The sequence below is a fragment of the Luteimonas colneyensis genome (genome assembly GCF_014836665.1).
Taxonomy (GTDB): Bacteria; Pseudomonadota; Gammaproteobacteria; order Xanthomonadales; family Xanthomonadaceae; genus Luteimonas; species Luteimonas colneyensis.
The window spans coordinates 23,525-49,307 of sequence record NZ_JACSQJ010000003.1 but is presented as its reverse complement, the minus strand read 5'-3'; the positions used below and the strand labels follow the sequence as shown (position 1 = coordinate 49,307).

31 protein-coding genes are annotated in these 25,783 nt (G+C 66.4%); all 31 read left to right on the top strand.

The window, feature by feature from the left end:
- The first annotated feature begins 102 nt into the window (after positions 1–102).
- The 31 genes from rplK (at position 103) to rplO (ending at position 25,780) form a co-directional block, all read left to right on the top strand.
- Positions 103–531 (top strand): 50S ribosomal protein L11, encoded by a 429-nt coding sequence (rplK, locus tag H9645_RS07135; RefSeq protein ID WP_191729025.1) that lies wholly within the window; start codon positions 103–105, stop codon positions 529–531.
- 4 nt (positions 532–535) lie between these two features.
- Positions 536–1,234, top strand: a complete 699-nt coding sequence (gene rplA, locus H9645_RS07130; RefSeq protein ID WP_191729024.1) for a 50S ribosomal protein L1 — start codon at positions 536–538, stop codon at positions 1,232–1,234.
- Positions 1,235–1,583: 349 nt separating this feature from the next.
- Positions 1,584–2,108 carry a 50S ribosomal protein L10 gene (gene rplJ, locus H9645_RS07125; protein WP_191729023.1) on the top strand — a complete coding sequence of 175 codons (525 nt, stop codon included), beginning with the start codon at positions 1,584–1,586 and terminating at the stop codon, positions 2,106–2,108.
- Between the two features lie 65 nt (positions 2,109–2,173).
- Positions 2,174–2,548 carry a 50S ribosomal protein L7/L12 gene (gene rplL, locus H9645_RS07120; protein ID WP_191729022.1) on the top strand — a complete coding sequence of 125 codons (375 nt, stop codon included), beginning with the start codon at positions 2,174–2,176 and terminating at the stop codon, positions 2,546–2,548.
- Between the two features lie 231 nt (positions 2,549–2,779).
- Positions 2,780–6,937, top strand: a complete 4,158-nt coding sequence (rpoB, locus tag H9645_RS07115; protein ID WP_191729021.1) for a DNA-directed RNA polymerase subunit beta — start codon at positions 2,780–2,782, stop codon at positions 6,935–6,937.
- Positions 6,938–7,026: 89 nt separating this feature from the next.
- The gene (rpoC, locus tag H9645_RS07110) at positions 7,027–11,277 is read left to right on the top strand and encodes a DNA-directed RNA polymerase subunit beta' (protein ID WP_191729020.1); all 4,251 of its coding nucleotides are present in this window, start codon (positions 7,027–7,029) and stop codon (positions 11,275–11,277) included.
- Between the two features lie 359 nt (positions 11,278–11,636).
- On the top strand, positions 11,637–12,011 hold the full coding sequence (rpsL, locus tag H9645_RS07105; RefSeq protein ID WP_144892849.1) for a 30S ribosomal protein S12: 375 nt from the start codon (positions 11,637–11,639) through the stop codon (positions 12,009–12,011).
- 50 nt (positions 12,012–12,061) lie between these two features.
- Positions 12,062–12,529 (top strand): 30S ribosomal protein S7, encoded by a 468-nt coding sequence (gene rpsG / locus H9645_RS07100; protein WP_133000733.1) that lies wholly within the window; start codon positions 12,062–12,064, stop codon positions 12,527–12,529.
- Between the two features lie 129 nt (positions 12,530–12,658).
- The gene (fusA, locus tag H9645_RS07095) at positions 12,659–14,755 is read left to right on the top strand and encodes an elongation factor G (protein ID WP_191729019.1); all 2,097 of its coding nucleotides are present in this window, start codon (positions 12,659–12,661) and stop codon (positions 14,753–14,755) included.
- 51 nt (positions 14,756–14,806) lie between these two features.
- Positions 14,807–15,997 (top strand): elongation factor Tu, encoded by a 1,191-nt coding sequence (gene tuf / locus H9645_RS07090; protein WP_191729018.1) that lies wholly within the window; start codon positions 14,807–14,809, stop codon positions 15,995–15,997.
- A 474-nt stretch (positions 15,998–16,471) separates the two neighbouring features.
- Positions 16,472–16,783, top strand: a complete 312-nt coding sequence (gene rpsJ / locus H9645_RS07085; RefSeq protein WP_024891232.1) for a 30S ribosomal protein S10 — start codon at positions 16,472–16,474, stop codon at positions 16,781–16,783.
- A 10-nt stretch (positions 16,784–16,793) separates the two neighbouring features.
- The gene (rplC, locus tag H9645_RS07080; RefSeq protein ID WP_191729017.1) at positions 16,794–17,447 is read left to right on the top strand and encodes a 50S ribosomal protein L3; all 654 of its coding nucleotides are present in this window, start codon (positions 16,794–16,796) and stop codon (positions 17,445–17,447) included.
- A gap of 12 nt (positions 17,448–17,459) precedes the next feature.
- A complete protein-coding gene (rplD, locus tag H9645_RS07075; protein WP_191729016.1) occupies positions 17,460–18,065 on the top strand; it encodes a 50S ribosomal protein L4 in 606 nt (201 codons plus the stop codon).
- On the top strand, positions 18,062–18,364 hold the full coding sequence (gene rplW / locus H9645_RS07070) for a 50S ribosomal protein L23 (RefSeq protein ID WP_189496909.1): 303 nt from the start codon (positions 18,062–18,064) through the stop codon (positions 18,362–18,364). The genes rplD and rplW overlap by 4 nt, the downstream gene beginning before the upstream one ends.
- A 10-nt stretch (positions 18,365–18,374) precedes the next feature.
- Positions 18,375–19,202 (top strand): 50S ribosomal protein L2, encoded by an 828-nt coding sequence (gene rplB, locus H9645_RS07065; RefSeq protein WP_191729015.1) that lies wholly within the window; start codon positions 18,375–18,377, stop codon positions 19,200–19,202.
- Between the two features lie 6 nt (positions 19,203–19,208).
- On the top strand, positions 19,209–19,475 hold the full coding sequence (gene rpsS / locus H9645_RS07060) for a 30S ribosomal protein S19 (protein WP_189496907.1): 267 nt from the start codon (positions 19,209–19,211) through the stop codon (positions 19,473–19,475).
- A gap of 10 nt (positions 19,476–19,485) precedes the next feature.
- A complete protein-coding gene (gene rplV, locus H9645_RS07055; protein ID WP_189496906.1) occupies positions 19,486–19,821 on the top strand; it encodes a 50S ribosomal protein L22 in 336 nt (111 codons plus the stop codon).
- Positions 19,822–19,825: 4 nt separating this feature from the next.
- Positions 19,826–20,566 carry a 30S ribosomal protein S3 gene (rpsC, locus tag H9645_RS07050; protein WP_191729014.1) on the top strand — a complete coding sequence of 247 codons (741 nt, stop codon included), beginning with the start codon at positions 19,826–19,828 and terminating at the stop codon, positions 20,564–20,566.
- 3 nt (positions 20,567–20,569) lie between these two features.
- The gene (gene rplP / locus H9645_RS07045) at positions 20,570–20,983 is read left to right on the top strand and encodes a 50S ribosomal protein L16 (protein ID WP_189496904.1); all 414 of its coding nucleotides are present in this window, start codon (positions 20,570–20,572) and stop codon (positions 20,981–20,983) included.
- Positions 20,983–21,168, top strand: a complete 186-nt coding sequence (gene rpmC / locus H9645_RS07040; protein WP_133000743.1) for a 50S ribosomal protein L29 — start codon at positions 20,983–20,985, stop codon at positions 21,166–21,168. The genes rplP and rpmC overlap by 1 nt, the downstream gene beginning before the upstream one ends.
- Before the next feature lie 13 nt (positions 21,169–21,181).
- Positions 21,182–21,448: a 30S ribosomal protein S17 gene (gene rpsQ, locus H9645_RS07035; RefSeq protein WP_191729013.1), complete on the top strand. Its 267-nt coding sequence runs from the start codon at positions 21,182–21,184 to the stop codon at positions 21,446–21,448.
- Between the two features lie 12 nt (positions 21,449–21,460).
- Positions 21,461–21,829 carry a 50S ribosomal protein L14 gene (gene rplN, locus H9645_RS07030; RefSeq protein WP_189496902.1) on the top strand — a complete coding sequence of 123 codons (369 nt, stop codon included), beginning with the start codon at positions 21,461–21,463 and terminating at the stop codon, positions 21,827–21,829.
- A gap of 21 nt (positions 21,830–21,850) precedes the next feature.
- Positions 21,851–22,165 (top strand): 50S ribosomal protein L24, encoded by a 315-nt coding sequence (gene rplX, locus H9645_RS07025; protein WP_189496901.1) that lies wholly within the window; start codon positions 21,851–21,853, stop codon positions 22,163–22,165.
- Positions 22,166–22,175: 10 nt separating this feature from the next.
- On the top strand, positions 22,176–22,718 hold the full coding sequence (rplE, locus tag H9645_RS07020) for a 50S ribosomal protein L5 (RefSeq protein WP_191729012.1): 543 nt from the start codon (positions 22,176–22,178) through the stop codon (positions 22,716–22,718).
- 12 nt (positions 22,719–22,730) lie between these two features.
- Positions 22,731–23,036, top strand: coding sequence for a 30S ribosomal protein S14 (gene rpsN / locus H9645_RS07015; RefSeq protein ID WP_189496897.1), 306 nt, complete (start codon positions 22,731–22,733; stop codon positions 23,034–23,036).
- 84 nt (positions 23,037–23,120) lie between these two features.
- Entirely contained in the window at positions 23,121–23,516 is a 396-nt protein-coding gene (gene rpsH / locus H9645_RS07010; RefSeq protein ID WP_189496895.1) for a 30S ribosomal protein S8, read from the top strand.
- A gap of 13 nt (positions 23,517–23,529) precedes the next feature.
- Complete coding sequence (rplF, locus tag H9645_RS07005) at positions 23,530–24,057, top strand: 50S ribosomal protein L6 (protein ID WP_189496893.1); 528 nt, start codon at positions 23,530–23,532, stop codon at positions 24,055–24,057.
- Between the two features lie 30 nt (positions 24,058–24,087).
- The gene (rplR, locus tag H9645_RS07000) at positions 24,088–24,441 is read left to right on the top strand and encodes a 50S ribosomal protein L18 (RefSeq protein ID WP_191729011.1); all 354 of its coding nucleotides are present in this window, start codon (positions 24,088–24,090) and stop codon (positions 24,439–24,441) included.
- Between the two features lie 170 nt (positions 24,442–24,611).
- Positions 24,612–25,151 carry a 30S ribosomal protein S5 gene (gene rpsE, locus H9645_RS06995; RefSeq protein WP_191729010.1) on the top strand — a complete coding sequence of 180 codons (540 nt, stop codon included), beginning with the start codon at positions 24,612–24,614 and terminating at the stop codon, positions 25,149–25,151.
- Entirely contained in the window at positions 25,144–25,341 is a 198-nt protein-coding gene (gene rpmD / locus H9645_RS06990) for a 50S ribosomal protein L30 (RefSeq protein WP_144892887.1), read from the top strand. The genes rpsE and rpmD overlap by 8 nt, the downstream gene beginning before the upstream one ends.
- Positions 25,342–25,345: 4 nt before the next feature.
- The gene (gene rplO / locus H9645_RS06985; protein WP_191729009.1) at positions 25,346–25,780 is read left to right on the top strand and encodes a 50S ribosomal protein L15; all 435 of its coding nucleotides are present in this window, start codon (positions 25,346–25,348) and stop codon (positions 25,778–25,780) included.
- Positions 25,781–25,783: the final 3 nt, after the last annotated feature.

Below are 25,783 nucleotides of genomic sequence, written 5' to 3'. Positions count from 1 at the left end.
GCCGCCGCCCTGGCGGCCTTTGCGCGTCACAGCGCGATACCGGGACGCGTCCATTCCCGGCCCGATGGGGAGCCTGACAGGCGTTCGCACCCGGAGAGGACAATGGCAAAGAAAGTAGTCGGTTACATCAAGCTGCAGGTCAAGGCCGGCCAGGCGAACCCGTCGCCGCCGGTGGGTCCTGCCCTCGGCCAGCGCGGTCTGAACATCATGGAGTTCTGCAAGGCGTTCAACGCCGCCACGCAGAAGCTCGAGCCGGGCCTGCCGACGCCGGTGATCATCACCGCGTACTCGGACCGTACCTTCACCTTCATCACCAAGTCGACCCCGGCCGCGGTGCTGCTGAAGAAGGCCGCCGGCGTGCAGTCCGGTTCCAAGCGTCCGAACACCGAGAAGGTGGGCAAGGTCACCCGCGCCCAGGTCGAAGAGATCGCCAAGGCCAAGAACGCCGACCTGACGGCGGCCGACCTTGAAGCAGCGGTGCGCACCATCGAGGGCTCCGCCCGTTCGATGGGCCTGACGGTGGAGGGCTGAGACCATGGCACAGACCAAGCGACAGAAGAACATCAAGGCCGCGACCGTTCCGGGCAAGGCCTATGCCATTGACGAAGCGCTGAAGATCGTCAAGGACAACAGCAAGGCCAAGTTCGTCGAAGCCGTCGACGTGGCCGTGCGCCTGGGCGTCGACGCCCGGAAGTCGGACCAGCAGGTCCGCGGCTCGACCGTGCTGCCGCAGGGCACCGGCAAGTCGGTGCGCGTGGCGGTGTTCGCCCCGGCCGGCGCCAAGACCGAGGAGGCCCTGGCCGCCGGTGCCGACGCCGTCGGCATGGACGACCTGGCCGAGAAGATGCAGGCCGGCGACCTGAACTACGACGTGGTCATCGCCACGCCGGACGCCATGCGCGTGGTCGGCAAGCTCGGCACCCTGCTGGGTCCGCGCGGCCTGATGCCGAACCCGAAGGTCGGCACGGTCTCCCCGAACCCGGGCGAGGCGGTCAAGAACGCCAAGGGCGGCCAGGTCCGCTACCGCACCGACAAGGCCGGCATCATCCACTGCACCATCGGCAAGGCGGACTTCGAGTCCGACCGCCTGAAGGAGAACCTGCAGGCGCTGCTGGCCGACCTGGTCAAGGCCAAGCCGGCCACCGCCAAGGGCCAGTACCTGCAGAAGATCTCGATCAGCTCGACCATGGGCCCCGGCGTCGCCGTGGACCAGTCGTCGCTGTCGTTCAAGTAATAGCGGAAGTTTGAGGGCATCGCCAAAGGCCGGAAGGCCGGAGGCGGGGCCGTCAAAGACCGCAGGCGCGCACCGCGCGGCAGCGACGACGGGCATGGATGCTCGAACTGGCATGGAATCGCCGTTGCTGCCACCACGGTGCGCTTAATCCTCGACCCGCGCGAGCGGCGACGGGCCTGCGCAGATGGTTGCCGACCCTCCCAAAGATCATCGCTTCATCGATCCAGACGGAAAACGGCCACCAACGGGATGCCGCTTGCGGCGTCCCCGGCACCAAGGGACTGGTGTCGAACAAGGACCGGCCCGGCGTGGATGCGCCAGGCCGGATTGCGAAGTACGGAGGAGTGCAATGGCTCTTAATCTGAACCAGAAGAAGGAAGTCGTTGCCGAACTGGCCGAGGTCGCCGCATCGGCGCACTCGCTGGTTGCCGCGGAGTACGTGGGCCTGACCGTCGAGCAGCTGACCAGCATGCGCAAGAAGGCGCGCGCCGAAGGCGTGTACCTGAAAGTCGCGAAGAACACGCTGGTCTCGCGTGCAGTGGAGAACACCGATTACGCCATCGTCCAGGACGAGCTGACCGGTCCCCTGCTGTACGCCTTCTCGAAGGAAGACCCCGGCGCCGCCGGACGCCTGATCAAGGAGTTCGCCAAGGCGAACGACAAGCTGAAGCCGCGCCTCGTGGCGATCGGCGGGCAGAAGTACCCGGGCACCCACGTGGATGTCCTGGCTTCGCTCCCGACGCGCGACGAAGCGCTGTCGATGCTGCTCAGCGTCATGGTCCAGCCCGCCACCATGCTGGTGCGCGTGCTGGCCGAGCCGGCCACGCAGGTCGCCCGCGCCACGAGCGCGGTCGGCCAGCAGAAGGCGGCTTGAGGCAACAGTTCGGTCGACAACCGACCACAGACGTTTTCCAACATTAGATAACCAGAGGTATCGAGATGTCCCTTTCCAACGAGCAGATCATCGAAGCGATCAGCAGCAAGACCCTCGTCGAGGTGATGGAGCTGGTCAAGGCGATGGAAGAGAAGTTCGGTGTGTCCGCCGCCGCCCCGGTTGCCGTGGCCGCTGGCCCCGCCGCCGCCGCCGCCGGCCCGGCCGAAGAGCAGACCGAGTTCAACGTGACCCTGAAGTCCGCCGGCGAGAAGAAGGTCGAGGTCATCAAGGTGGTCCGCGCGATCACCGGCCTGGGCCTGAAGGAAGCCAAGGACCTGACCGAGGCCGGTGGCCTGGTCAAGGAAGGCGCTTCGAAGGAAGACGCCGAGAAGATCAAGAAGGACCTGGAAGCGGCCGGCGCCACGGTCGAAGTCAAGTAAGCGTTGTCGCGTCGCCAGCGTGATCGGCGACCACCGGGGCTGGGGGCGAAAGCCCCCGGCCTTCGGCCGTTGTAGAGATTGAAAGAAGTACCGACACCGAGTCGGCAGTTGGAAATGGCGGGAGAAGGCGTGCTGGTGCCGGCAATACCAGCGGTTTCCAACTGGCGGTTCACAGATTCCCCCTGGGTCGCGCCGCGCGCGGCCCGCAGATGCCAAAGGCGGTAGCTCCCCATGACGACGTCATATTCGTTCACCGAAAAGAAGCGCATCCGCAAGGACTTCGGCAAGCGCCGTTCGATCCTCGAGGTCCCGTTCCTGCTCGCCATCCAGGTCGACTCCTACCGCGAGTTCCTGCAGGCCGACAAGGATCCGGCGCGCCGCGACGACCGCGGCCTGCACGCCGCCCTCAAGTCCGTGTTCCCCATCACCAGCTACAACGGCTACGCAGCGCTGGAGTACGTCGGCTACAAGCTCGGCGACCCGGTGTTCGACGAGCGCGAGTGCCGCAACCGCGGCCTCAGCTACGGCGCCCCGCTGCGCGTGACCGTGCGCCTGGTGATCTACGACCGCGAGTCGTCGTCGAAGGCCATCAAGTACGTGAAGGAGCAGGAGGTCTACATGGGCGAGATCCCGCTCATGACCGACAACGGCACCTTCATCGTCAACGGCACCGAGCGCGTCATCGTCTCGCAGCTGCACCGCTCGCCGGGCGTGTTCTTCGACCACGACCGTGGCAAGACCCACAGCTCGGGCAAGCTGCTGTACAGCGCCCGCATCATTCCGTATCGCGGCTCGTGGCTGGACTTCGAGTTCGACCCGAAGGACGCGCTGTTCACCCGCATCGACCGTCGCCGCAAGCTGCCGGTCAGCGTGCTGCTGCGCGCGCTGGGCTACTCCAACGAGGAGATGCTCAACGAGTTCTTCGAGATCAACCACTTCCACATCGATCCGGAAGAGGGCGTGCAGCTCGAGCTGGTGCCCGAGCGCCTGCGTGGCGAGACGCTGGACTTCGACCTGGCCGATGGCGATCGCGTCATCGTCGAGGCCGGCCGCCGCATCACCGCGCGCCACGTCAAGCAGCTGACCGATTCGGGCATCGAAGCACTCGCCGTGCCGGACGCCTACCTCGTGGGCCGCGTGCTCTCGCATGACGTCGTCGACGCCGCCACCGGCGAGCTGATCGCCTCGGCCAACGACGAGATCACCGACGAGATGCTCGAGGCCCTGCGCAAGGCGGGGATCGAGGCCGTGGGCACGATCTGGACCAACGACCTGGATCGCGGTCCCTACCTGTCCAACACCCTGCGCATCGACCCGACCCGTACCCAGCTGGAAGCCCTGGTCGAGATCTACCGCATGATGCGTCCCGGCGAGCCGCCGACCAAGGACGCCGCGCAGAACCTGTTCCACAACCTGTTCTTCACCTTCGAGCGCTACGACCTCTCGGGCGTGGGCCGGATGAAGTTCAACCGCCGCATCGGCCGCAAGGAAACCACCGGCGCCGCGGTGCTGTACGACGCCAAGTACTTCGCCGAGCGCAAGGATGATGACTCCGCGCGCCTGCGCGAGGCCTATGGCGACAGCTCCGACATCCTCGACGTGCTGAAGGTGCTGACCGAGATCCGCAACGGCCGCGGCGTGGTCGACGATATCGACCACCTCGGCAACCGTCGCGTGCGTTCGGTCGGCGAGATGGCCGAGAACGTGTTCCGCGTGGGCCTGGTCCGCGTCGAGCGCGCCGTGCGCGAGCGCCTGACCATGGCCGAGGCCGATGGCCTGACCCCGCAGGAGCTGATCAACGCCAAGCCGGTCGCGGCGGCGGTGAAGGAGTTCTTCGGCTCGTCGCAGCTGTCGCAGTTCATGGACCAGAACAACCCGCTGTCCGAGGTGACGCACAAGCGTCGCGTCTCGGCACTGGGCCCGGGTGGCCTGACCCGCGAGCGCGCCGGCTTCGAAGTGCGCGACGTGCACCCGACCCACTACGGCCGCGTCTGCACCATCGAGACGCCCGAAGGCCCGAACATCGGCCTGATCAACTCGCTGGCCGTGTTCGCGCGCACCAACAACTACGGCTTCCTCGAGACGCCGTACCGCAAGGTCGTGGACGGCAAGGTCACCGACGACGTCGAGTACCTGTCGGCGATCGAGGAGAACGAGTACGTCATCGCGCAGGTGAGCGCGCCGCAGGACGACAAGGGCAACCTCGACGCACCGTTCGTCGCCTGCCGCTTCCAGGGCGAGAACCTGCTGAAGCCGCCGAGCGAGATCGACTACATGGACGTGTCGCCGATGCAGACCGTGTCGGTCGCGGCGGCGCTGGTGCCGTTCCTCGAGCACGACGACGCCAACCGCGCGCTGATGGGCGCCAACATGCAGCGCCAGGCCGTGCCCACCCTGCGCAGCGAGAAGCCGCTGGTCGGCACCGGCATCGAGCGCGCCGTGGCGCGCGACTCGGGCGTGACCGTGAACGCGCGCCGTGGCGGCGTGGTCGAGCAGATCGACGCCGGCCGCATCGTGGTGAAGGTGTTCGACGACGAGATCTCGGGCGAGACCGATGCCGGCGTCGACATCTACAACCTGATCAAGTACACGCGTTCGAACCAGAACACCTGCATCAACCAGACCCCGCTGGTCAACGTGGGCGACGTCGTCGCGCGCGGCGACGTGCTGGCCGACGGCCCCTCGACCGACATCGGCGAGCTGGCCCTGGGCCAGAACATGCTGGTCGCGTTCATGCCCTGGAACGGCTACAACTTCGAGGACTCGATCCTGCTCTCGGAGCGCGTGGTCCAGGAAGACCGCTACACCACGATCCACATCGAGGAGCTGACCGCGGTCGCCCGCGACACCAAGCTCGGGCCGGAGGAGATCTCCGCCGACATCCCGAACGTCTCCGAGCAGGCGCTGAACCGCCTCGACGAGTCGGGCGTGGTGTACATCGGCGCCGAAGTCCGCGCCGGTGACATCCTGGTGGGCAAGGTCACGCCGAAGGGCGAGAGCCAGCTGACTCCCGAGGAGAAGCTGCTGCGCGCGATCTTCGGCGAGAAGGCCTCCGACGTGAAGGACAGCTCGCTGCGCGTGCCCCCGGGCATGGACGGCACCGTCATCGACGTGCAGGTCTTCACCCGCGACGGCATCGAGAAGGACAAGCGCGCGCGCCAGATCGAAGAAAACGAGATCAAGCGCGTCAAGAAGGACTTCGACGACCAGTTCCGCATCCTCGAAGGCGCGATCTACGCCCGCCTGCGCGAGCAGCTGCTGGGCAAGGTCGCCAACGGCGGCCCCGGCGTGAAGAAGGGCGACACCGTGTCCTCGCTGGTGCTCGACGGCCTGAAGAAGTCCGACTGGCTTTCGCTGCGCATGAAGGACGACGACGCCGCCGACGCGATCGAGCGCGCCGCCAAGCAGCTGAAGGTGCACGAGGAGGAATTCGAGCGCCGCTTCCAGGACAAGCGCGGCAAGATCACCCAGGGCGACGACCTCGCCCCGGGCGTGCTGAAGATGGTCAAGGTCTACCTGGCCGTGAAGCGCCGCATCCAGCCGGGCGACAAGATGGCCGGCCGCCACGGCAACAAGGGCGTCGTGTCGACCATCGTGCCCGTGCAGGACATGCCGTACCAGGCCAACGGCGAGACCGTCGACATCGTGCTCAACCCGCTGGGCGTGCCGAGCCGAATGAACATCGGCCAGATCCTCGAGGTGCACCTGGGCTGGGCCGCGAAGGGCCTGGGCCGGAAGATCGACGAGATGCTGCAGGCGCAGGCCAAGGTGGCCGAGCTGCGCAAGTTCCTCGACCAGATCTACAACCACGACAACAAGCTGCACGGCCAGCGCGTCGACCTGAAGGAGTTCTCCGACGAGGAGCTGCTGACGCTCGCGAAGAACCTGACCGGCGGCGTGCCGATGGCGACCCCGGTGTTCGACGGCGCGGCGGAGGCCGAGATCAAGCACATGCTCGAACTCGCCGACCTGCCGACCAGCGGCCAGGCGCAGCTGTACGACGGCCGCACCGGCGACGCCTTCGAGCGCAAGGTGACCGTGGGCTACATGCACATGCTGAAGCTCAACCACCTGGTCGACGACAAGATGCACGCGCGCTCGACCGGCCCGTACTCGCTCGTCACCCAGCAGCCGCTGGGCGGCAAGGCGCAGTTCGGCGGCCAGCGCTTCGGCGAGATGGAAGTCTGGGCGCTGGAAGCCTACGGCGCGGCCTACACCCTGCAGGAAATGCTGACGGTGAAGTCCGACGACGTGCAGGGCCGCAACCAGATGTACAAGAACATCGTCGACGGCGAACACGAGATGGTCGCGGGCATGCCCGAGTCCTTCAACGTGCTGGTCAAGGAAATCCGTTCGCTCGCGATCAACATGGAGCTGGAAGAGAACTGAGGACGCAGCCCGGGGCAGGGCGCGCACCACGCGCCCGCCACCGGTAAGCACCGCAGCCACGTCCTCGATTCCCGTTCCCGGAGAAACTCATGAAAGACCTTCTGAACCTGTTCAACCAGCAGCGCCCGACGCTGGACTTCGACGCGATCAAGATCGCGCTCGCCTCGCCCGACCTGATCCGCTCGTGGTCGTTCGGCGAAGTGAAGAAGCCCGAGACCATCAACTACCGCACCTTCAAGCCCGAGCGCGACGGCCTGTTCTGCGCCGCCATCTTCGGGCCGGTGAAGGACTACGAGTGCCTGTGCGGCAAGTACAAGCGCATGAAGCACCGCGGCGTGGTCTGCGAGAAGTGCGGCACCGAGGTGACCCTGGCCAAGGTGCGCCGCGAGCGCATGGGCCACATCGACCTCGCCAGCCCGACCGCGCACATCTGGTTCCTCAAGTCGCTGCCCTCGCGCATCGGCCTGATGCTGGACATGACCCTGCGTGACATCGAGCGCATCCTGTACTTCGAGGCGTTCGTCGTCACCGAGCCGGGCCTGACCCCGATGGAGCGTGGCCAGCTTCTCAACGAAGAGCAGTACATGCAGATGCGCCAGGAGCACGGCGACGACTTCGATGCCGCGATGGGCGCCGAGGCGGTGTTCGACCTGCTGCGCACGATCGACCTGCAGGCGGAAATGGTGCGCCTGAAGGAAGAGATCGCCGCCACCGGTTCCGAGACCAAGCTCAAGCGCCTCACCAAGCGCATCAAGCTGGTCGAGGCCTTCCTCGAGTCGGGCAACCGCCCCGAGTGGATGGTCATGACCGTGCTGCCGGTGCTTCCGCCGGACCTGCGTCCGCTGGTGCCGCTGGACGGCGGCCGCTTCGCGACCTCCGACCTCAACGACCTGTACCGCCGCGTCATCAACCGCAACAACCGCCTGCGTCGCCTGCTGGAGCTCAATGCCCCGGACATCATCGTGCGCAACGAAAAGCGCATGCTGCAGGAGTCGGTGGACGCGCTGATGGACAACGGCCGCCGTGGCCGCGCCATCACCGGCACCAACAAGCGCCCGCTCAAGTCGCTCGCCGACATGATCAAGGGCAAGCAGGGCCGCTTCCGCCAGAACCTGCTCGGCAAGCGCGTCGACTACTCGGGCCGTTCGGTCATCGTGGTCGGCCCGACCCTGCGCCTGCACGAGTGCGGCCTGCCGAAGAAGATGGCGCTGGAGCTCTTCAAGCCCTTCATCTTCGCCAAGCTGCAGCGCCGTGGCCTGGCCACGACGATCAAGGCCGCAAAGAAGCTGGTCGAGCGCGAAGAGGCCGAGGTGTGGGACATCCTCGAAGAGGTGATCCGCGAGCACCCGGTGCTGCTCAACCGCGCGCCGACCCTGCACCGCCTGGGCATCCAGGCATTCGAGCCGGTGCTGATCGAGGGCAAGGCCATCCAGCTGCATCCGCTGGTCTGCACCGCGTTCAACGCCGACTTCGACGGTGACCAGATGGCCGTGCACGTCCCGCTGAGCCTCGAGGCCCAGCTGGAAGCGCGCGCGCTGATGATGTCGTCGAACAACATCCTGTCGCCGGCCAACGGCGAGCCGATCATCGTGCCGTCGCAGGACGTGGTCCTGGGCCTGTACTACATGACCCGCGCGCTCGAGAACACGGTGGGCGAGGGCATGGCGTTCGCGAACGTCGCCGAGGTCAAGCGCGCCTACGACAACAAGGCCGCGGGCCTGCACGCCAAGGTCAAGGTCCGCATCTCCGAGACCGTGATCGACGAGGAAGGCAATCGCGAGAAGAAGACCTCGATCGTGGACACCACGGTCGGTCGCGCCCTGCTGGCCGAGATCCTGCCGGAAGGCCTGCCCTTCGCGCTGGCCAACGTCGAGCTGACCAAGAAGAACATCAGCCGCCTGATCAACTCCTGCTACCGCATGCTCGGCCTGAAGGACACGGTCGTGTTCGCCGACAAGCTGATGTACACCGGTTTCGCGTACGCCACGCGCGCCGGCGTGTCGATCGGCATCGACGACATGATCATCCCGGAAGAGAAGAAGGGCATCCTGGCCGAGGCCGAGGCCGAGGTCCTGGAGATCCAGCAGCAGTACCAGTCGGGCCTGGTCACCGCCGGCGAGCGCTACAACAAGGTCGTCGACATCTGGTCGCGCACCAACGAGCGCGTCGCCCAGGCGATGATGAAGACCATCGGCACCGAGATCGTCACCAACGCCAAGGGCGAGCAGGTCGAGCAGAAGTCGATGAACTCGGTCTACATCATGGCCGACTCCGGCGCCCGTGGTTCGCAGGCGCAGATCCGCCAGCTGGCCGGCATGCGCGGCCTGATGGCCAAGCCGGACGGCTCGATCATCGAGACCCCGATCACCTCGAACTTCCGCGAGGGCCTGAACGTCCAGCAGTACTTCATCTCGACCCACGGTGCACGAAAGGGCCTGGCGGATACCGCGCTGAAGACGGCGAACTCCGGTTACCTGACCCGTCGCCTGGTTGACGTGGCGCAGGACGTGGTGATCACCGAGACCGACTGCGGCACCCATGACGGCCTGACCATGACCCCGATCGTGGAAGGCGGCGACGTGGTCGAGCCGCTGAAGGACCGCGTGCTCGGCCGCATCGTGGCCGAGGACGTGTTCCTGCCCGGCGACGACGAGGATCCGATCGTCACCCGCAACACGCTGCTCGACGAAGCCTGGGTGCAGAAGCTCGAAGATGCCGGCGTGCAGGCCATCAAGGTCCGCTCGACCATCACCTGCGAGTCGTCCTTCGGCGTCTGCGCACACTGCTACGGCCGTGACCTCGGCCGCGGCCACCTCGTCAACCTCGGCGAGGCCGTGGGCGTGGTCGCCGCGCAGTCGATCGGCGAGCCGGGCACCCAGCTGACCATGCGTACGTTCCACATCGGTGGCGCGGCGTCGCGTGCGGCGGCGATCGACAACGTGACGGTCAAGACCACCGGCTCGGTGAAGTTCAACAACGTGAAGTTCGTGTCGCACTCCGACGGCCACCTGGTCGGCGTGTCGCGCTCGGGCGAGATCTCGGTGCTCGACCAGCACGGCCGCGAGCGCGAGCGCTACAAGCTGCCCTACGGCGCGACCATCAACGCGAAGGACGGCATGGCGGTCAAGGCCGGCCAGACGGTCGCCACCTGGGATCCCCACAACCACCCGATCGTGTCGGAAGTGAAGGGCGTGGTGCGCTTCGTCGACTTCGTCGACGGCATCACCGTCATCGAGAAGACCGACGAGCTGACCGGCCTGGCCTCGCGCGAGATCACCGATCCCAAGCGTCGTGGCTCGCAGGGCAAGGACCTGCGCCCGCTGATCCGCATCGTCGACGCCAAGACCGGCGAAGGCCTGAACATCCCGGGCACCGACCTGCCGGCGCAGTACCTGCTGCCGCCGCGCTCGATCGTCAACATGCAGGACGGCGCGGCCGTCGGCGTGGGCGACGTGGTGGCCAAGATCCCGCAGGAAGCGTCGAAGACCCGCGACATCACCGGTGGTCTTCCGCGCGTTGCCGACCTGTTCGAGGCGCGCAAGCCGAAGGACCCGGCGATCCTCGCCGAGAAGTCCGGCGTGGTCAGCTTCGGCAAGGACACCAAGGGCAAGCAGCGCCTGATCATCAAGGGTGCCGACGGCGAGGACCACGAGGAGCTGATCCCGAAGTACCGCCAGATCATCGTGTTCGAAGGCGAGCACGTCGAGAAGGGCGAAACCGTGGTGGACGGCGAGCCGAGCCCGCAGGACATCCTGCGCCTGAAGGGCGTCGAGGAGCTGGCGTCGTACCTGACCAAGGAAATCCAGGACGTCTACCGCCTGCAGGGCGTGAAGATCAACGACAAGCACATCGAGGTGATCGTCCGCCAGATGCTGCGCAAGGTCGAGATCACCGACGCCGGCGACAGCACCCGTTTCCTCAACGGCGAGCAGGCCGAGCGCCAGCGCGTCATCGAGGCCAACGAGAAGCACAACGCCAAGGGCGAGCTGCCGGTGCACTTCGATCCGGTGCTGCTGGGCATCACCAAGGCCTCGCTGGCGACCGAGTCGTTCATCTCCGCGGCCTCCTTCCAGGAGACCACCCGCGTGCTGACCGAGGCGGCCGTCCGCGGCACCCGCGACAGCCTGCGCGGCCTGAAGGAGAACGTGATCGTCGGCCGCCTGATTCCCGCGGGCACCGGTCTGGCGTACCATACGCAGCGCCGCAAGAACGCCTCGGGGCTGACCGAGTCCGAGATGGAGGCCCTGTCCGGGGTCGCCGTCGCGGAGGAGTCGCAGGTCGCCGAGACCTCGCAGGTGGAGGGGGGCGATGCGCCCCTCGCCGACGGCGCGGACGAGTAAGCCCGCTACACGCTTCAAGTCAGTGACGGTCCCTCCGGGGGCCGTCCCAGATCCCGAAATGAGGTGCCATGGAGGCGCTTCGTGTTCGGTCCAGGATGGACGGGAAAGATGACCATGGCCCAGGTGCGCCCCGGAACGGGGTGCTGCCTGCCGGGTCCTTGGCTGCGTTGACGCTGGGCGTCGACGCCGGCTATACTTTTCCGTCTTGGCAGGCTGGGTCGACTCCGCCTGCCTTCGTTTTCGCGCACGGAACCTGGACCGTGCGGCCGGCGCGGTCCCACGGGGCCCGCCACCGAGCCGGGCCCAGGCCCGTCATACCCAACAGCGGGCCTCGTGCCCGGAGCAGAAGACCGACACCGATGGCAACGATCAACCAGCTGGTGCGCAAGCCGCGCAGCCCGGAAACCTACAAGAGCAATTCGCCTGCGCTGCAGAACTGCCCGCAGCGTCGCGGCGTGTGCACGCGCGTGTACACCACCACCCCGAAGAAGCCGAACTCGGCGCTGCGCAAGGTCGCCAAGGTGCGCCTGACCAACGGCTACGAGGTCATCTCCTACATCGGTGGCGAAGGCCACAACCTGCAGGAGCACTCGGTGGTGCTGATCCGTGGCGGTCGCGTCAAGGACCTGCCGGGTGTGCGCTACCACACCGTCCGTGGTTCGCTCGACGCCGCCGGCGTCGCCAAGCGCAAGCAGGCCCGTTCCAAGTACGGCGCCAAGCGTCCGAAGGGCTGATCCAGTCCCTTTCCCGCCCTTCGAACAGATACTGAAAAGGCTCGAGAACAATGTCGCGTAAAGGAAACACCCCGCAGCGCTCGGTGCTGCCCGACCCGAAGCACGGTAGCGAAACCATCGCGCGCTTCATCAACATGGTCATGTACAGCGGCAAGAAGTCCGTCGCCGAGAAGATCGTGTACGGCGCCATGGACGTCATCGGCGAGAAGAACCCGAACCCGCTGGAAGTCGTCGAAAAGGCGCTTGGCAACATCTCGCCGTCGGTCGAGGTGAAGTCCCGCCGCGTCGGCGGCGCCACCTACCAGGTGCCGGTGGAAGTGCGCGCTTCCCGCCGCATGGCGCTGGCGATGCGCTGGCTGATCGACTCCGCCCGCAAGCGCGGCGAGAACAGCATGCCGCGCAAGCTGGCCGCCGAGCTGATCGACGCCTCCGAGAACCGTGGTGGCGCGATCAAGAAGCGCGAAGAGACCCACCGCATGGCCGAGGCCAACAAGGCCTTCGCGCACTACCGCTGGTAACGGTGCCCGGCCGGCGGGTGCCGCCGGCCAGATGATCGCTTGGCCGGGTGCCGCCGCAGGGCGGCATTCGGCCATCCGGAACAATTCCGAACGTCCGTACCTACGGACCAAAAATACAGAGAGACCGCCGTGGCCCGCACCACTCCCATCGACCGCTACCGCAACTTCGGCATCATGGCCCACATCGATGCCGGCAAGACCACCACGTCCGAGCGCATCCTGTTCTACACCGGCAAGAGCCACAAGCTCGGCGAGGTGCATGACGGCGCCGCCACCATGGACTGGATGGAACAGGAGCAGGAGCGCGGCATCACGATCCAGTCCGCGGCGACGACCGCGTTCTGGAAGGGCATGGACAAGACCCTGCCCGAGCACCGCTTCAACATCATCGACACCCCCGGCCACGTCGACTTCACGATCGAGGTCGAGCGTTCGCTGCGCGTGCTCGACGGCGCGGTGTTCGTGCTGTGCGCGGTCGGCGGCGTGCAGCCGCAGTCCGAGACCGTGTGGCGACAGGCCAACAAGTACAAGGTGCCGCGCATCGCGTTCGTCAACAAGATGGACCGCACCGGCGCCAACTTCTTCAAGGTGCGCGACCAGCTGAAGTCGCGCCTGGGCGCCGCGCCCGTGCCGATGCAGGTGCCGATCGGCGCCGAGGACGGCTTCGAGGGCGTGGTTGACCTGCTGAAGATGAAGGCGATCCACTGGGATACTGCCAGCCAGGGCCTCACCTTCGAGTACCGCGACATCCCCGCCGACCTGGTCGAGAAGGCCAACGAGGCGCGCGCGTACATGGTCGAATCGGCTGCCGAGGCCAACGAGGCGCTGATGGACAAGTACCTCGAGGGCGGCGAGCTCTCCGAGGCCGAGATCATCGCCGGCCTGCGCGCGCGCACGCTCGCCACCGAGATCGTGCCGATGTTCTGCGGCACGGCGTTCAAGAACAAGGGCGTCCAGGCGATGCTCGACGGCGTCGTGCAGCTGCTGCCGTCGCCGGTGGACGTGCCGTCGGTGCGCGGTACCGACGTCGACGACGAGACGAAGGAACTGACCCGCGAATCCAACGATGCGGCGCCGTTCTCCGCGCTGGCGTTCAAGATCATCACCGACCCGTTCGTGGGTTCGCTGACCTTCTTCCGCGTGTACTCCGGCAAGCTCAACGCCGGCGACCAGGTGCTGAACTCGGTCAAGGGCAAGAAGGAGCGCATCGGCCGTCTGCTGCAGATGCATTCCAACAACCGCGAAGAGATCAAGGAAGTGCTGGCCGGCGACATCGCCGCGGCCGTGGGCCTGAAGGACGTCACCACCGGTGACACCCTGTGCGCCCAGGACGCGCCGATCGTGCTCGAGCGCATGACCTTCCCGGAGCCGGTCATCTCGATGGCCGTCGAGCCGAAGACCAAGTCCGACCAGGAGAAGATGGGCATCGCCCTGGGCCGCCTGGCGCAGGAGGATCCTTCGTTCCGCGTCCGCACCGACGAGGAGTCCGGCCAGACCATCATCGCCGGCATGGGCGAGCTGCACCTGGACATCATCGTCGACCGCATGAAGCGCGAGTTCAACGTCGAGGCCAACGTCGGCAAGCCGCAGGTCGCCTACCGCGAGACCATCCGCAAGACGGTCAAGTCGGAAGGCAAGTTCGTCCGCCAGTCGGGCGGCAAGGGCCAGTTCGGCCACGTGTGGCTCGAGATCTCGCCGCAGGAACCGGGCGAAGGCTACGTGTTCGAGAACGCCATCGTGGGCGGCGTGGTGCCGAAGGAGTACATCCCGGCGGTCGACAAGGGCATCCAGGAGGCGGTGGCCAGCGGCATCCTCGCCGGCTATCCGATCGTGGACGTCAAGGTGAAGCTGTACGACGGTTCGTACCACGAGGTCGACTCGTCGGAAATGGCGTTCAAGATCGCCGGTTCGATGGGCTTCAAGGAAGGCTTCCAGAAGGCTTCCCCGGTGCTGCTCGAGCCGATCATGAAGGTCGAGATCGTCAGCCCCGAGGACTACCTGGGCGACGTGATGGGCGACGTGAGCCGCCGACGCGGCATCCTCCAGGGCCAGGACGACAGCCCGTCGGGCAAGATCATCAACGCGATGATCCCCCTGGGCGAGATGTTCGGCTACGCCACCAGCCTGCGCTCGATGTCGCAGGGCCGCGCCACCTTCACGATGGAGTTCGACCACTACGCGGAAGCGCCGTCGAACATCGCCGACGAAGTGGTGAAGAAGAAGTAACCGGCGCCGGCGACGGCAACCAGACAACCAACTTTCTAAGAGACTGCAATCATGGCGAAGGGTAAGTTCGAGCGCACCAAGCCCCACGTGAACGTGGGCACCATCGGTCACGTGGACCACGGCAAGACGACGCTGACGGCGGCGCTGACGAAGGTGGGCGCGGAGCGTTTCGGCGGCGAGTTCAGCGCGTACGACGCGATCGACCGTGCGCCGGAAGAGAAGGCGCGTGGGATCACGATCTCGACCTCGCACGTGGAATACGAGAGCCCGACGCGCCACTACGCGCACGTCGACTGCCCGGGCCACGCGGACTACGTCAAGAACATGATCACCGGTGCGGCGCAGATGGACGGCGCGATCCTGGTGTGCTCGGCGGCCGACGGCCCGATGCCGCAGACGCGCGAGCACATCCTGCTGGCGCGCCAGGTCGGCGTGCCGTACATCGTGGTCTTCCTGAACAAGGCGGACATGGTGGACGACGCCGAGCTGCTGGAGCTCGTCGAGATGGAAGTGCGCGAGCTGCTGTCGAAGTACGACTTCCCGGGCGACGACACCCCGATCATCCACGGTTCGGCGCTGAAGGCGCTGGAAGGCGACCAGTCGGAGATCGGCGTGCCGGCGATCATCAAGCTGGTGGACGCGCTGGACAGCTGGATCCCGGAGCCGGAGCGTGACGTCGACAAGACCTTCCTGATGCCGGTCGAGGACGTGTTCTCGATCTCGGGCCGCGGCACCGTGGTGACCGGCCGCATCGAGCGCGGCGTGATCAAGGTGGGCGAGGAAATCGAGATCGTCGGTATCCGCCCGACCCAGAAGACGACGGTGACCGGCGTCGAGATGTTCCGCAAGCTGCTCGACCAGGGCCAGGCGGGCGACAACGCGGGCCTGCTGCTGCGCGGCACCAAGCGTGACGACGTGGAGCGTGGCCAGGTGCTGTGCAAGCCGGGTTCGATCAAGCCGCACACGGAGTTCGAGGCCGAGGTGTACGTGCTGTCGAAGGACGAGGGCGGCCGCCACACGCCGTTCTTCAAGGGCTACCGTCCGCAGTTCTACTTCCGCACGACCGACATCACCGGCGCCGTGGAGCTGCCGGAGGGCGTCGAGATGGTGATGCCGGGCGACAACGTGAAGATGGTGGTGACGCTGATCAACCCGATCGCGATGGACGAGGGCCTGCGCTTCGCGATCCGCGAGGGTGGCCGTACGGTCGGCGCGGGCGTCGTCGCCAAGATCAACAAGTAAGACGGCATATCCCGGCGGCGTACCGCCGCCGTGATATGGGCTGCCGTTGATCCGGCCTGCAGGGCAGGTCGGATCACGCCAGCGGGGCCATCGGCTCACGCTGACGGCTTTCTGGTTCCGGGGTGTTGCGCTTTGCCTTGGGAGCCCGCTATAATCGCTGACCACTTCGGCAGATCCTTTCGAGGCTCTGCCGGAACCGCGAAATGAGGTGCAGGATGCGCCTCGTCTTCGCCAGACAGGGAACACGTCGCGCGGCAGTACCCCGGTCCGTCCCGAAGCTCTTCGGGACATGGCGGACCTGGGGAATCGTCGCGTCCGCTTCTCAGTCTGGGCGGGCCGGGTGACCGGCCTGCCTCGTTTTTTGCAGGGAAGGTTGCCGGTGCGCAGGGTTTCGGGCGCCGGCAGTCATTGAATCCACGGGGTTCCGCGCACCCAGCCGCGGGCCTGTCGCTCTTTTAACGAAGGAATTCCGTCATGGCGGACCAAAAGATCCGGATCCGGCTGAAGGCGTTCGATCATCGACTGATCGACCGTTCGGCCAGCGAGATCGTCGAAACGGCCAAGCGGACGGGCGCCCAGGTGCGCGGCCCGATCCCCCTGCCGACCAAGATCGAGCGTTACACCATCCTGACGTCGCCGCACGTCGACAAGGATGCGCGCGACCAGTACGAAACCCGCACGCACAAGCGCGTGCTCGACATCGTCGACCCCAACGACAAGACCGTGGACGCGCTGATGAAGCTCGAGCTCGCGGCCGGCGTCGACGTCCAGATCAAGCTGACCTGAGGCCACTGACATGACTGCGAAGAAGCATTCGCTGGGAATCGTCGGTCGCAAGGCCGGCATGAGCCGGGTGTTCACCGAAGATGGCCAGTCCATCCCGGTCACCCTGATCGAAGCCACCCCGAACCGGATCACCCAGGTGAAGACCAGCGAGACCGACGGCTACAGCGCCGTGCAGGTCGCCGTCGGCAGCAAGCGCGCCGTGCTGGTTAACAAGCCCGAGGCCGGCCACCTGGCCAAGGCCAAGGTGGAAGCGGGTCGTGGCCTGTGGGAACTGCGCGTTGCCGACGACCAGATTGGCGGCTTCGAAGTGGGCGGCGAGATCAAGGCCGACATCTTCGAGGTCGGCCAGATGGTCGACGTCGAGGGCGTGACCAAGGGCAAGGGTTTCCAGGGCACGATCAAGCGCTGGAACTTCAGCATGGGTGACGCGACGCACGGCAACTCGCTGTCGCACCGCTCGCCGGGTTCGATCGGCCAGCGCCAGACCCCGGGCCGCGTGTTCCCGGGCAAGAAGATGGCCGGCCACATGGGCGGCGTCCGCCAGAGCACGCAGAACCTCGAGGTGGTCCGGGTCGACGCCGAGCGCGGCCTGATCGCCGTCAAGGGTGCGGTTCCGGGCGCGCCGGGCGGAGACGTGATCGTGCGTCCCGCGAGCAAGGCATAAGGAGAGATGGCGATGGAACTCTCTATCACCGGTAGCAGCAACAAGATGTCCGTTTCCGACGTGGTGTTCGGGCGCGAATTCAACCGGGACCTGGTCCACCAGGTCGTGGTCGCGTACCGCAACGCCGGTCGCGCCGGTACCAAGGCGCAGAAGACGCGTTCGGAAGTCAACGGCACGACCAAGAAGTCGAAGAAGCAGAAGGGCGGCGGCGCGCGTCATGGCGCCCTGACGGCCCCGATCTTCGTCGGCGGCGGCGTGACCTTCGCGGCCAAGCCGCGCAGCTTCGAGCAGAAGGTCAACCGCAAGATGTACCGCGCGGCGATGATGGCGATCCTGTCCGAGCTGGTCCGCCAGGACCGCCTGCAGGTCGTCGAGACCTTCGACGTCGAGGGCACGAAGACGAGCGCGCTGGTCGAGAAGCTGAAGGGCTTCAACCTCGGCAAGCGTCCGCTGATCGTGACCGAGGATGCCTCGGAGCACCTGTACCTGTCGGCCCGCAACCTGCCCTACGTCGAGATCCGCGACGTGCAGGGGCTGGACCCGGTCTCGCTGGTCGGCGCCGACAGCGTGCTGGTCACCGCCGACGCCATGAAGAAGATCGAGGAGTGGCTGGCATGATCAACGACGCCAAGCTCTATGCACTCATCCGTGCGCCGCGCGTGTCCGAGAAGACCGCGCGCCTGCAGGAAGTGTCCAACCAGTACGCGTTCGAAGTGTCGACCGATGCCACCAAGGCCGACATCAAGTACGCGGTCGAGAAGCTGTTCGACGTCAAGGTCGAGGCTGTGAACGTGGTCAACGTGAAGGGCAAGAACAAGGCCTTCCGCAACCGCCAGGGTCGCCGCGGCGACTGGCGCAAGGCCTACGTGAAGCTCGCCGACGGCCAGTCGATCGACGTCATGAACGCCAAGGCCTGAGGAAGCCCCCATGCCATTGATGAATTTCAAGCCCACCTCCGCCGGCCGCCGCAGTGCAGTCCGCGTGGTCTCGCCCGAGCTGCACAAGGGCGCGCCCTACGCACCGCTCGTCGAGAAGCAGAGCAAGACCGGTGGCCGCAACCACCACGGCCGCATCACCACCCGCCACATCGGCGGTGGCCACAAGCAGCACTACCGCATCATCGACTTCAAGCGCGACAAGGAAGGTATCCCGGCGCGCGTGGAGCGGATCGAGTACGACCCCAACCGCACCGCGCACATCGCGCTGCTGGTGTACATCGACGGTGAGCGCCGCTACATCATCGCGCCCAAGGGCCTGAAGGCCGGCGACCAGGTGATCGCGGGCAACGACGCCCCGATCCGCGCCGGCAACACCCTGCCGCTGCGGAACATCCCGGTCGGCTCCACGGTGCACTGCATCGAGATGAAGCCGGGCAAGGGCGCGCAGATCGCCCGCGCCGCCGGCGCCGGCGTGCAGCTGGTGGCCCGCGAAGGCGTCTACGCCACCCTGCGCCTGCGTTCGGGCGAGATGCGCCGCGTTCCGGCCGAGTGCCGCGCGACCATCGGCGAAGTCGGCAACTCCGAGCACAACCTGGAGAAGCTGGGCAAGGCAGGCGCGAAGCGCTGGCGCGGCATCAAGCCGACCGTCCGCGGCGCGGCCATGAACCCGGTCGACCATCCGCACGGCGGTGGCGAGGCCAAGGCCGGGCAGGGCAACCCGCACCCGGTCACCCCCTGGGGCGTTCCGACCAAGGGTTACAAGACCCGCCACAACAAGCGGACGCAGCAGTTCATCGTGCGCGACCGCAGGAGCTAATCGACCATGGCACGTTCACTCAAGAAGGGCCCGTTCGTCGACCACCACCTCATCAAGAAGGTGGAAGCGGCGGGCAACACCAAGAAGCCGATCAAGACCTGGTCGCGCCGGTCGATGGTGCTCCCGGAGATGGTGGGTTTCACCATCGCCGTGCACAACGGCCGCAACCACGTCCCGGTGCTCGTCAACGAGAACATGGTTGGCCACAAGCTCGGCGAGTTCGCCCTGACCAGGACCTTCAAGGGTCATGGCGGCGACAAGAAGTCGCGTTAAGGAGATGACGATGGAAGCGAAGGCAATCCTGCGCACCGCGCGCATCTCCCCGCAGAAGGCGCGCCTGGTCGCCGACCAGGTCCGTGGCCTGTCGGCCGCCCGTGCCCTCGACCTGCTGAAGTTCAGCGACAAGAAGGCCGCGCACATGATCTACAAGGTCGTGTACTCCGCCACCTCCAACGCCGAGAACAACCTCGGCGCGGACGTCGACGAGTTGAAGGTCAAGGCGATCATGGTCGACGAAGGCCCCACGCTGAAGCGCTTCATGGCGCGGGCGAAGGGCCGCGGCACGCGCATCCTCAAGCGCACCAGCCACATCACCGTCGTTGTCGGCGAGGGGAAGTAAGCATATGGGTCACAAAGTTCACCCCACCGGCATCCGCCTCGGCATCGCCAAGGACTGGAACTCGAAGTGGTACGCCGGCAAGAAGGAATACGCCGGTTACCTGGCTTCGGACCTGAAGGTCCGCGAGATGCTTCGCAAGAAGCTCGCCGCCGCCGGCATCAGCCGCATCATGATCGAGCGCCCCTCGAAGTCGGCGCGCGTGACGATCCACACCGCCCGTCCGGGCGTGGTGATCGGCAAGCGTGGCGAGGACATCGAGAAGCTGCGCAAGGAAGTCAGCGAGATGATGGGCGTCCCGGCGCACATCAACGTCACCGAGGTCCGCAAGCCCGAGCTCGACGCGCAGCTGGTCGCCGAGTCGATCGCGCAGCAGCTGGAGCGCCGCATCATGTTCCGCCGCGCGATGAAGCGCGCCGTCGGCAACGCGATGCGCCTGGGCGCGCTGGGCATCAAGGTCAACGTCGCCGGCCGCCTGAACGGCGCCGAGATCGCGCGTTCGGAGTGGTACCGCGAAGGCCGCGTGCCGCTGCACACCCTCCGCGCCGACGTCGACTACGGCTTCGCCGAAGCCAGGACGACCTACGGGATCATCGGCATCAAGACCTGGATCTACAAGGGCGAGATCTTCGACTTCGCCCAGGTCGGCCAGGAAAAGCAGGACGATTCTCCGCGCGGCGAGCGTGGTGATCGTGGCGACCGCGAGCGCCCGCGTGGCCCGCGTCGCGAACGCGAGGCGAGGGACTAAGTCATGCTGCAACCCAAGCGAACCAAATACCGCAAGATGCACAAGGGCCGCAACGACGGCCTGTCCTGGAGCGCGAACGCCGTCAGCTTCGGTGAGTACGGCCTGAAGGCCACCGCCACCGGCCAGCTGACCGCCCGCCAGATCGAGGCCGCGCGTCGTGCCATCAGCCGCTACGTCAAGCGTGGCGGCAAGATGTGGATCCGCGTATTCCCCGACAAGCCGATCTCGAAGAAGCCGATCGAGGTCCGCATGGGCTCGGGCAAGGGCAACGTGGAGTACTGGGTGGCCCAGATCCAGCCCGGCCGCATGATCTACGAGATCGAGGGCGTCGACGAGGTGACGGCGCGCGAAGCGTTCCGCCTGGCGGCCGCCAAGCTCTCGGTCACCACCACTTTCGTGACCCGGACGGTGCGCTGATGGACATCAAGGAACTCCGCCAGAAGTCTTCGGACGAACTGAAGGCGCACCTGCTGGAGCTGCAGAAGGAGCAGTTCTCGCTGCGCATGCAGAAGGCGACCGGCCAGCTCGCCAAGACCCACGACGCCCGCCGGGTTCGCCGCGAGATCGCTCGCGTCAACACCCTCCTCGGCGCGAAGCAGTAAGGACCGGGCAGACATGACCGAAAATACCGAAAAGAAGCTGCGCACGGTCGAAGGCCGCGTCGTCAGCAACAAGATGGACAAGACCGTGACGGTGCTCCTGGAGCGCCAGGTCAAGCACGAGCTGTACGGCAAGTACATCCGCCGCTCGACCAAGCTGCACGCCCACGACGCCGACAACTCCTGCAACGAGGGCGATATCGTCCGCGTGGTGGAGATCGCGCCGATGTCCAAGACCAAGAACTGGCGCGTCGTCGAAATCGTCGCCCGCGCCGCTGAATAAGGAGGCTCCGAAATGATCCAGATGCAGAGCCACCTGATGGTGGCGGACAACTCCGGCGCCAAGGAAGTGATGTGCATCAAGGTGCTGGGCGGCTCGAAGCGCCGTTACGCCGGCATCGGCGACATCATCAAGGTGTCCGTCAAGGACGCCATTCCGCGCGGCAAGGTGAAGAAGGGCGAGGTCTACGACGCCGTCGTGGTGCGCACCCGCAAGGGCGTGCGTCGTGCCGACGGTTCGCTGATCCGCTTCGACGGCAACGCCGCCGTGCTGCTGAACAACAAGCAGGAGCCGATCGGCACCCGCATCTTCGGGCCCGTGACCCGCGAGCTGCGCTCCGAGAAGTTCATGAAGATCGTCTCGCTCGCACCCGAAGTGCTCTGAGCAGGCCGAGAGGAAACAGACATGAACCGCATCAAGAAGGGTGACCGCGTCGTCGTCACCGCCGGCAAGGACAAGGGCAAGCAGGGCGAAGTCGTCCGCGTGCTCGGCGACAAGGTCGTCGTGTCCAACGTGAACATCATCAAGCGCCACACCAAGCCGAATCCCCAGGCGAACCAGCCTGGCGGCGTGGTCGAGCGCGAGGCGCCGATCGACGCGTCGAACGTGATGCACTTCAACCCTGCCTCGGGCAAGGGCGAGCGCATCGGAACCAAGGTCCTCGAGGATGGACGCCGCGTACGCGTGTTCCGCTCGAGTGGTGAGGCGATTGACGCCTGAGGAATGTGAAATGACCACCCGTCTGGAAAAGTTCTACAAGGAAGAAGTGGTGCCGAAGCTCACCGAGCAGTTCGGCTACACCAATCCGATGCAGGTTCCCCGCCTGGTCAAGATCACGCTGAACATGGGCGTGGGCGAGGCCGCGGCGAACAAGAAGGTGCTCGAGAACGCGACCGCCGACATGGCCAAGATCTCCGGCCAGAAGCCGCTGGTCACCAAGTCGCGCGTGTCCGTGGCCTCGTTCAAGATCCGTGACGGCTGGCCGATCGGCTGCAAGGTCACGCTGCGCCGCGCGCACATGTACGAGTTCTTCGACCGCCTGGTCAACGTGGCCCTGCCGCGCGTCCGCGACTTCCGCGGCGTGTCGGGCCGTTCGTTCGACGGTCGTGGCAACTACAACATGGGCGTGAAGGAGCAGATCATCTTCCCGGAGATCGACTTCGACCAGGTCGACGCGCTCCGTGGCATGGACATCGCCATCACCACGACCGCCAAGACCAACGAGGAAGCCCGCGCCCTGCTCGAGGCCTTCCGCTTCCCGTTCCGCAACTGACCGGATAGAGACATGGCCAAGACCTCAATGATCAACCGCGAAGCGAAGCGCGAGAAGCTGGCGAAGAAGTTCGCCGCCAAGCGCGACGCGCTCAAGAAGATCGTCAGCAGCGACTCGGCGAGCTACGAGGAGAAGATGGACGCGGCGGTCAAGCTGCAGAAGCTTCCCCGCGACTCCTCGCCCTCGCGCCAGACCACGCGCTGCGCCCTGACCGGCCGTCCGCGCGCGGTGTACAGCAAGTTCGGCCTGGGCCGCAACATGCTGCGCAAGGCGACGATGAACGGCGACGTTCCCGGCCTGCGCAAGGCGAGCTGGTAAGCCAGGCAACACCCGGGCCCGCGAGGGCCCGGTCCAACGAATTCGCAATCCCGCGGATATCGGTGCACTCAAAGGTACACATCAATGAGCATGACTGATCCCATCGCCGATATGCTGACCCGCATGCGCAATGCGGCGGCCGTCGGCAAGCCGACGGTGAAGATGCCGTCGTCCAAGACCAAGGTGGCCATCGCCAAGGTGCTGCAGGACGAGGGCTACATCTCCGGCGCGCGCGTGACCGAGAACGGCGCCAAGGCCGAACTCGAGATCGAGCTGAAGTACTACGAAGGCCGTCCGGTCATCGAGCGCATGCAGCGCGTTTCGCGCTCTGGCCTGCGCCATTACCGCGGCAAGGCCGAACTGCCCAAGGTCCTCAACGGCCTGGGTATCGCCATCATCTCCACCTCGAAGGGCATCATGACCGATGCGCAGGCGCGCCAGCAGGGCGTCGGCGGCGAGGTCCTGTGCTTCGTGGCCTAAGGGAGGCACCGTAATGTCCCGAATTGCCAAGAAGCCCATCGCCCTCGCGAAGGGCGTGGAACTCAAGGTCCAGGACGGCGTCGTCGCCGCCAAGGGCCCGAAGGGCTCGCTGTCCATGGCCATGCCGTCCGGCGTCGAATTCAAGATGGAAGACGGCCAGGCCCTCCTGTCGCCGGCGACCACCGAAGACGTGGCGATCACCGGCACCATGCGCTCGATCATCGCGAACATGGTCCACGGCGTCTCCCAGGGTTTCGAGCGCAAGCTCGAACTGGTCGGCGTCGGCTACCGTGCCGCAATGCAGGGTCAGGACCTGAACCTGTCGCTCGGTTTCTCCCACCCGGTGCTCTTCAAGGCGCCCGCGGGGATCACCATCAGCACGCCGACGCAGACCGAGATCCTGGTCAGCGGCGCCGACAAGCAGCAGGTCGGCGAGGTCGCCGCCAAGATCCGCGGCTACCGTCCGCCGGAGCCGTACAAGGGCAAGGGCGTCAAGTACGCCGGCGAGAACATCATCCGCAAGGAAGCCAAGAAGGCCTAAGCGGGCCTTCAGCTTTCGGAGAACAAGACCATGCAGAAGAAGATTGCCCGCCTGCGTCGCGCCAAGTCGACGCGCGCCCACATCCGCGAACTCGGCGTGCCGCGCCTGTCGGTGCTGCGCACCGGCCAGCACCTGTACGCCCAGGTGTTCACCGCCGACGGCTCGAAGGTGCTGGCGGCCGCCAACACCACCCAGGCCGACGTGGGTGATGGCCTGAAGAACCGCAACAACATCGAAGCCGCCGCCAAGGTCGGCCGCGCGATCGCCGAGAAGGCCAAGGCCGCCGGCATCGAAACGGTTGCCTTCGACCGCTCCGGTTACAGGTATCATGGGCGCATCAAGGCCCTGGCCGACGCCGCGCGCGAAGGCGGCCTGCAGTTCTAAGCGTCAATGTGTTGAAAGGGTGGGGCCCAGGCCCCACCCTTCGCCTCCTGCCGATGCGGGCTGCATCGGACGCCTGCCGGCTTCTGCCCGGGACCGCGGTCCACCGATCCATCCAACAACCATAAGCGGCGCCAAGCCGTACATCCCTCAACAACACAGGCAGCATCGAAATGGCAGAAGAACGCGCCCCGCGCGGTCGTGACCGCGACCGCAACCGCGAGGAAATCGACGACGGCATGATCGAGAAGCTGATCGCGGTCAACCGCGTCAGCAAGACGGTCAAGGGTGGCCGCCAGTTCACCTTCACCGCGCTGACCGTCGTCGGCGACGGCGCCGGCAAGGTCGGCTTCGGCTACGGCAAGGCCCGCGAGGTCCCCGTCGCCATCCAGAAGTCGATGGAGCAGGCCCGCCGCAACATGGCGACCGTCGAGCTCAACGGCGGCACGCTGTACCACACCGTGAAGGCCGGCCATGGCGCCGCCCGCGTGTTCATGCAGCCCGCGTCCGAAGGTACCGGCGTGATCGCCGGTGGCGCCATGCGCGCCGTCCTGGAAGCCGTCGGCGTGAAGGACGTGCTGGCGAAGGCCGTCGGCTCGCGCAACCCGATCAACCTCGTCCGCGCCACCGTCAAGGGCCTGGCCGGCATGCATTCGCCTGGCGCCATCGCGGCCAAGCGCGGCAAGAAGGTGGAGGACATCCTCAATGGCTAAGAACGAAGCCGGCACCGGCACCGTCAAGGTGCGCCTGGTGAAGGGCCTGCGCGGCTCGCAGGCCAAGCACCGCCTGTCCGTCAAGGCCCTGGGCCTGGGCAAGCTCAACTCCGTGCGTGAACTGAAGGACAGCCCGCAGGTCCGCGGCCTGATCAACAAGGTCCACTACCTGGTCCGGGTCGAGGAATAAGCACATGAAGCTCAACACCATGCAGCCCGCAGAGGGCGCCCGCACCGAGCGCAAGCGCGTCGGCCGCGGCATCGGCTCCGGCCTCGGCAAGACCGCCGGCCGCGGCCACAAGGGTTCCTTCGCCCGCTCGGGCAAGGGCAAGATCAAGGCCGGCTTCGAAGGCGGCCAGATGCCGCTGCGCAAGCGCCTGCCCAAGGTCGGCTTCCGCTCGCGGATGGCCGCGGACACCGCCGAGGTCATGCTGTACCAGCTCGACCGCCTGGAAGGCGACATCGACTTCGCCGCCCTGCGCGCCGCGAAGCTGGTGCCGGCCACGGCCAAGCGCGCCAAGATCGTGAAGAAGGGCGACGTCTCGAAGAAGCTGGTGCTCAAGGGCCTGCTGGCCACGGCCGGCGCCCGCGCGGCGATCGAAGCCGCCGGCGGCAAGGTCGAGGAGTAAGCA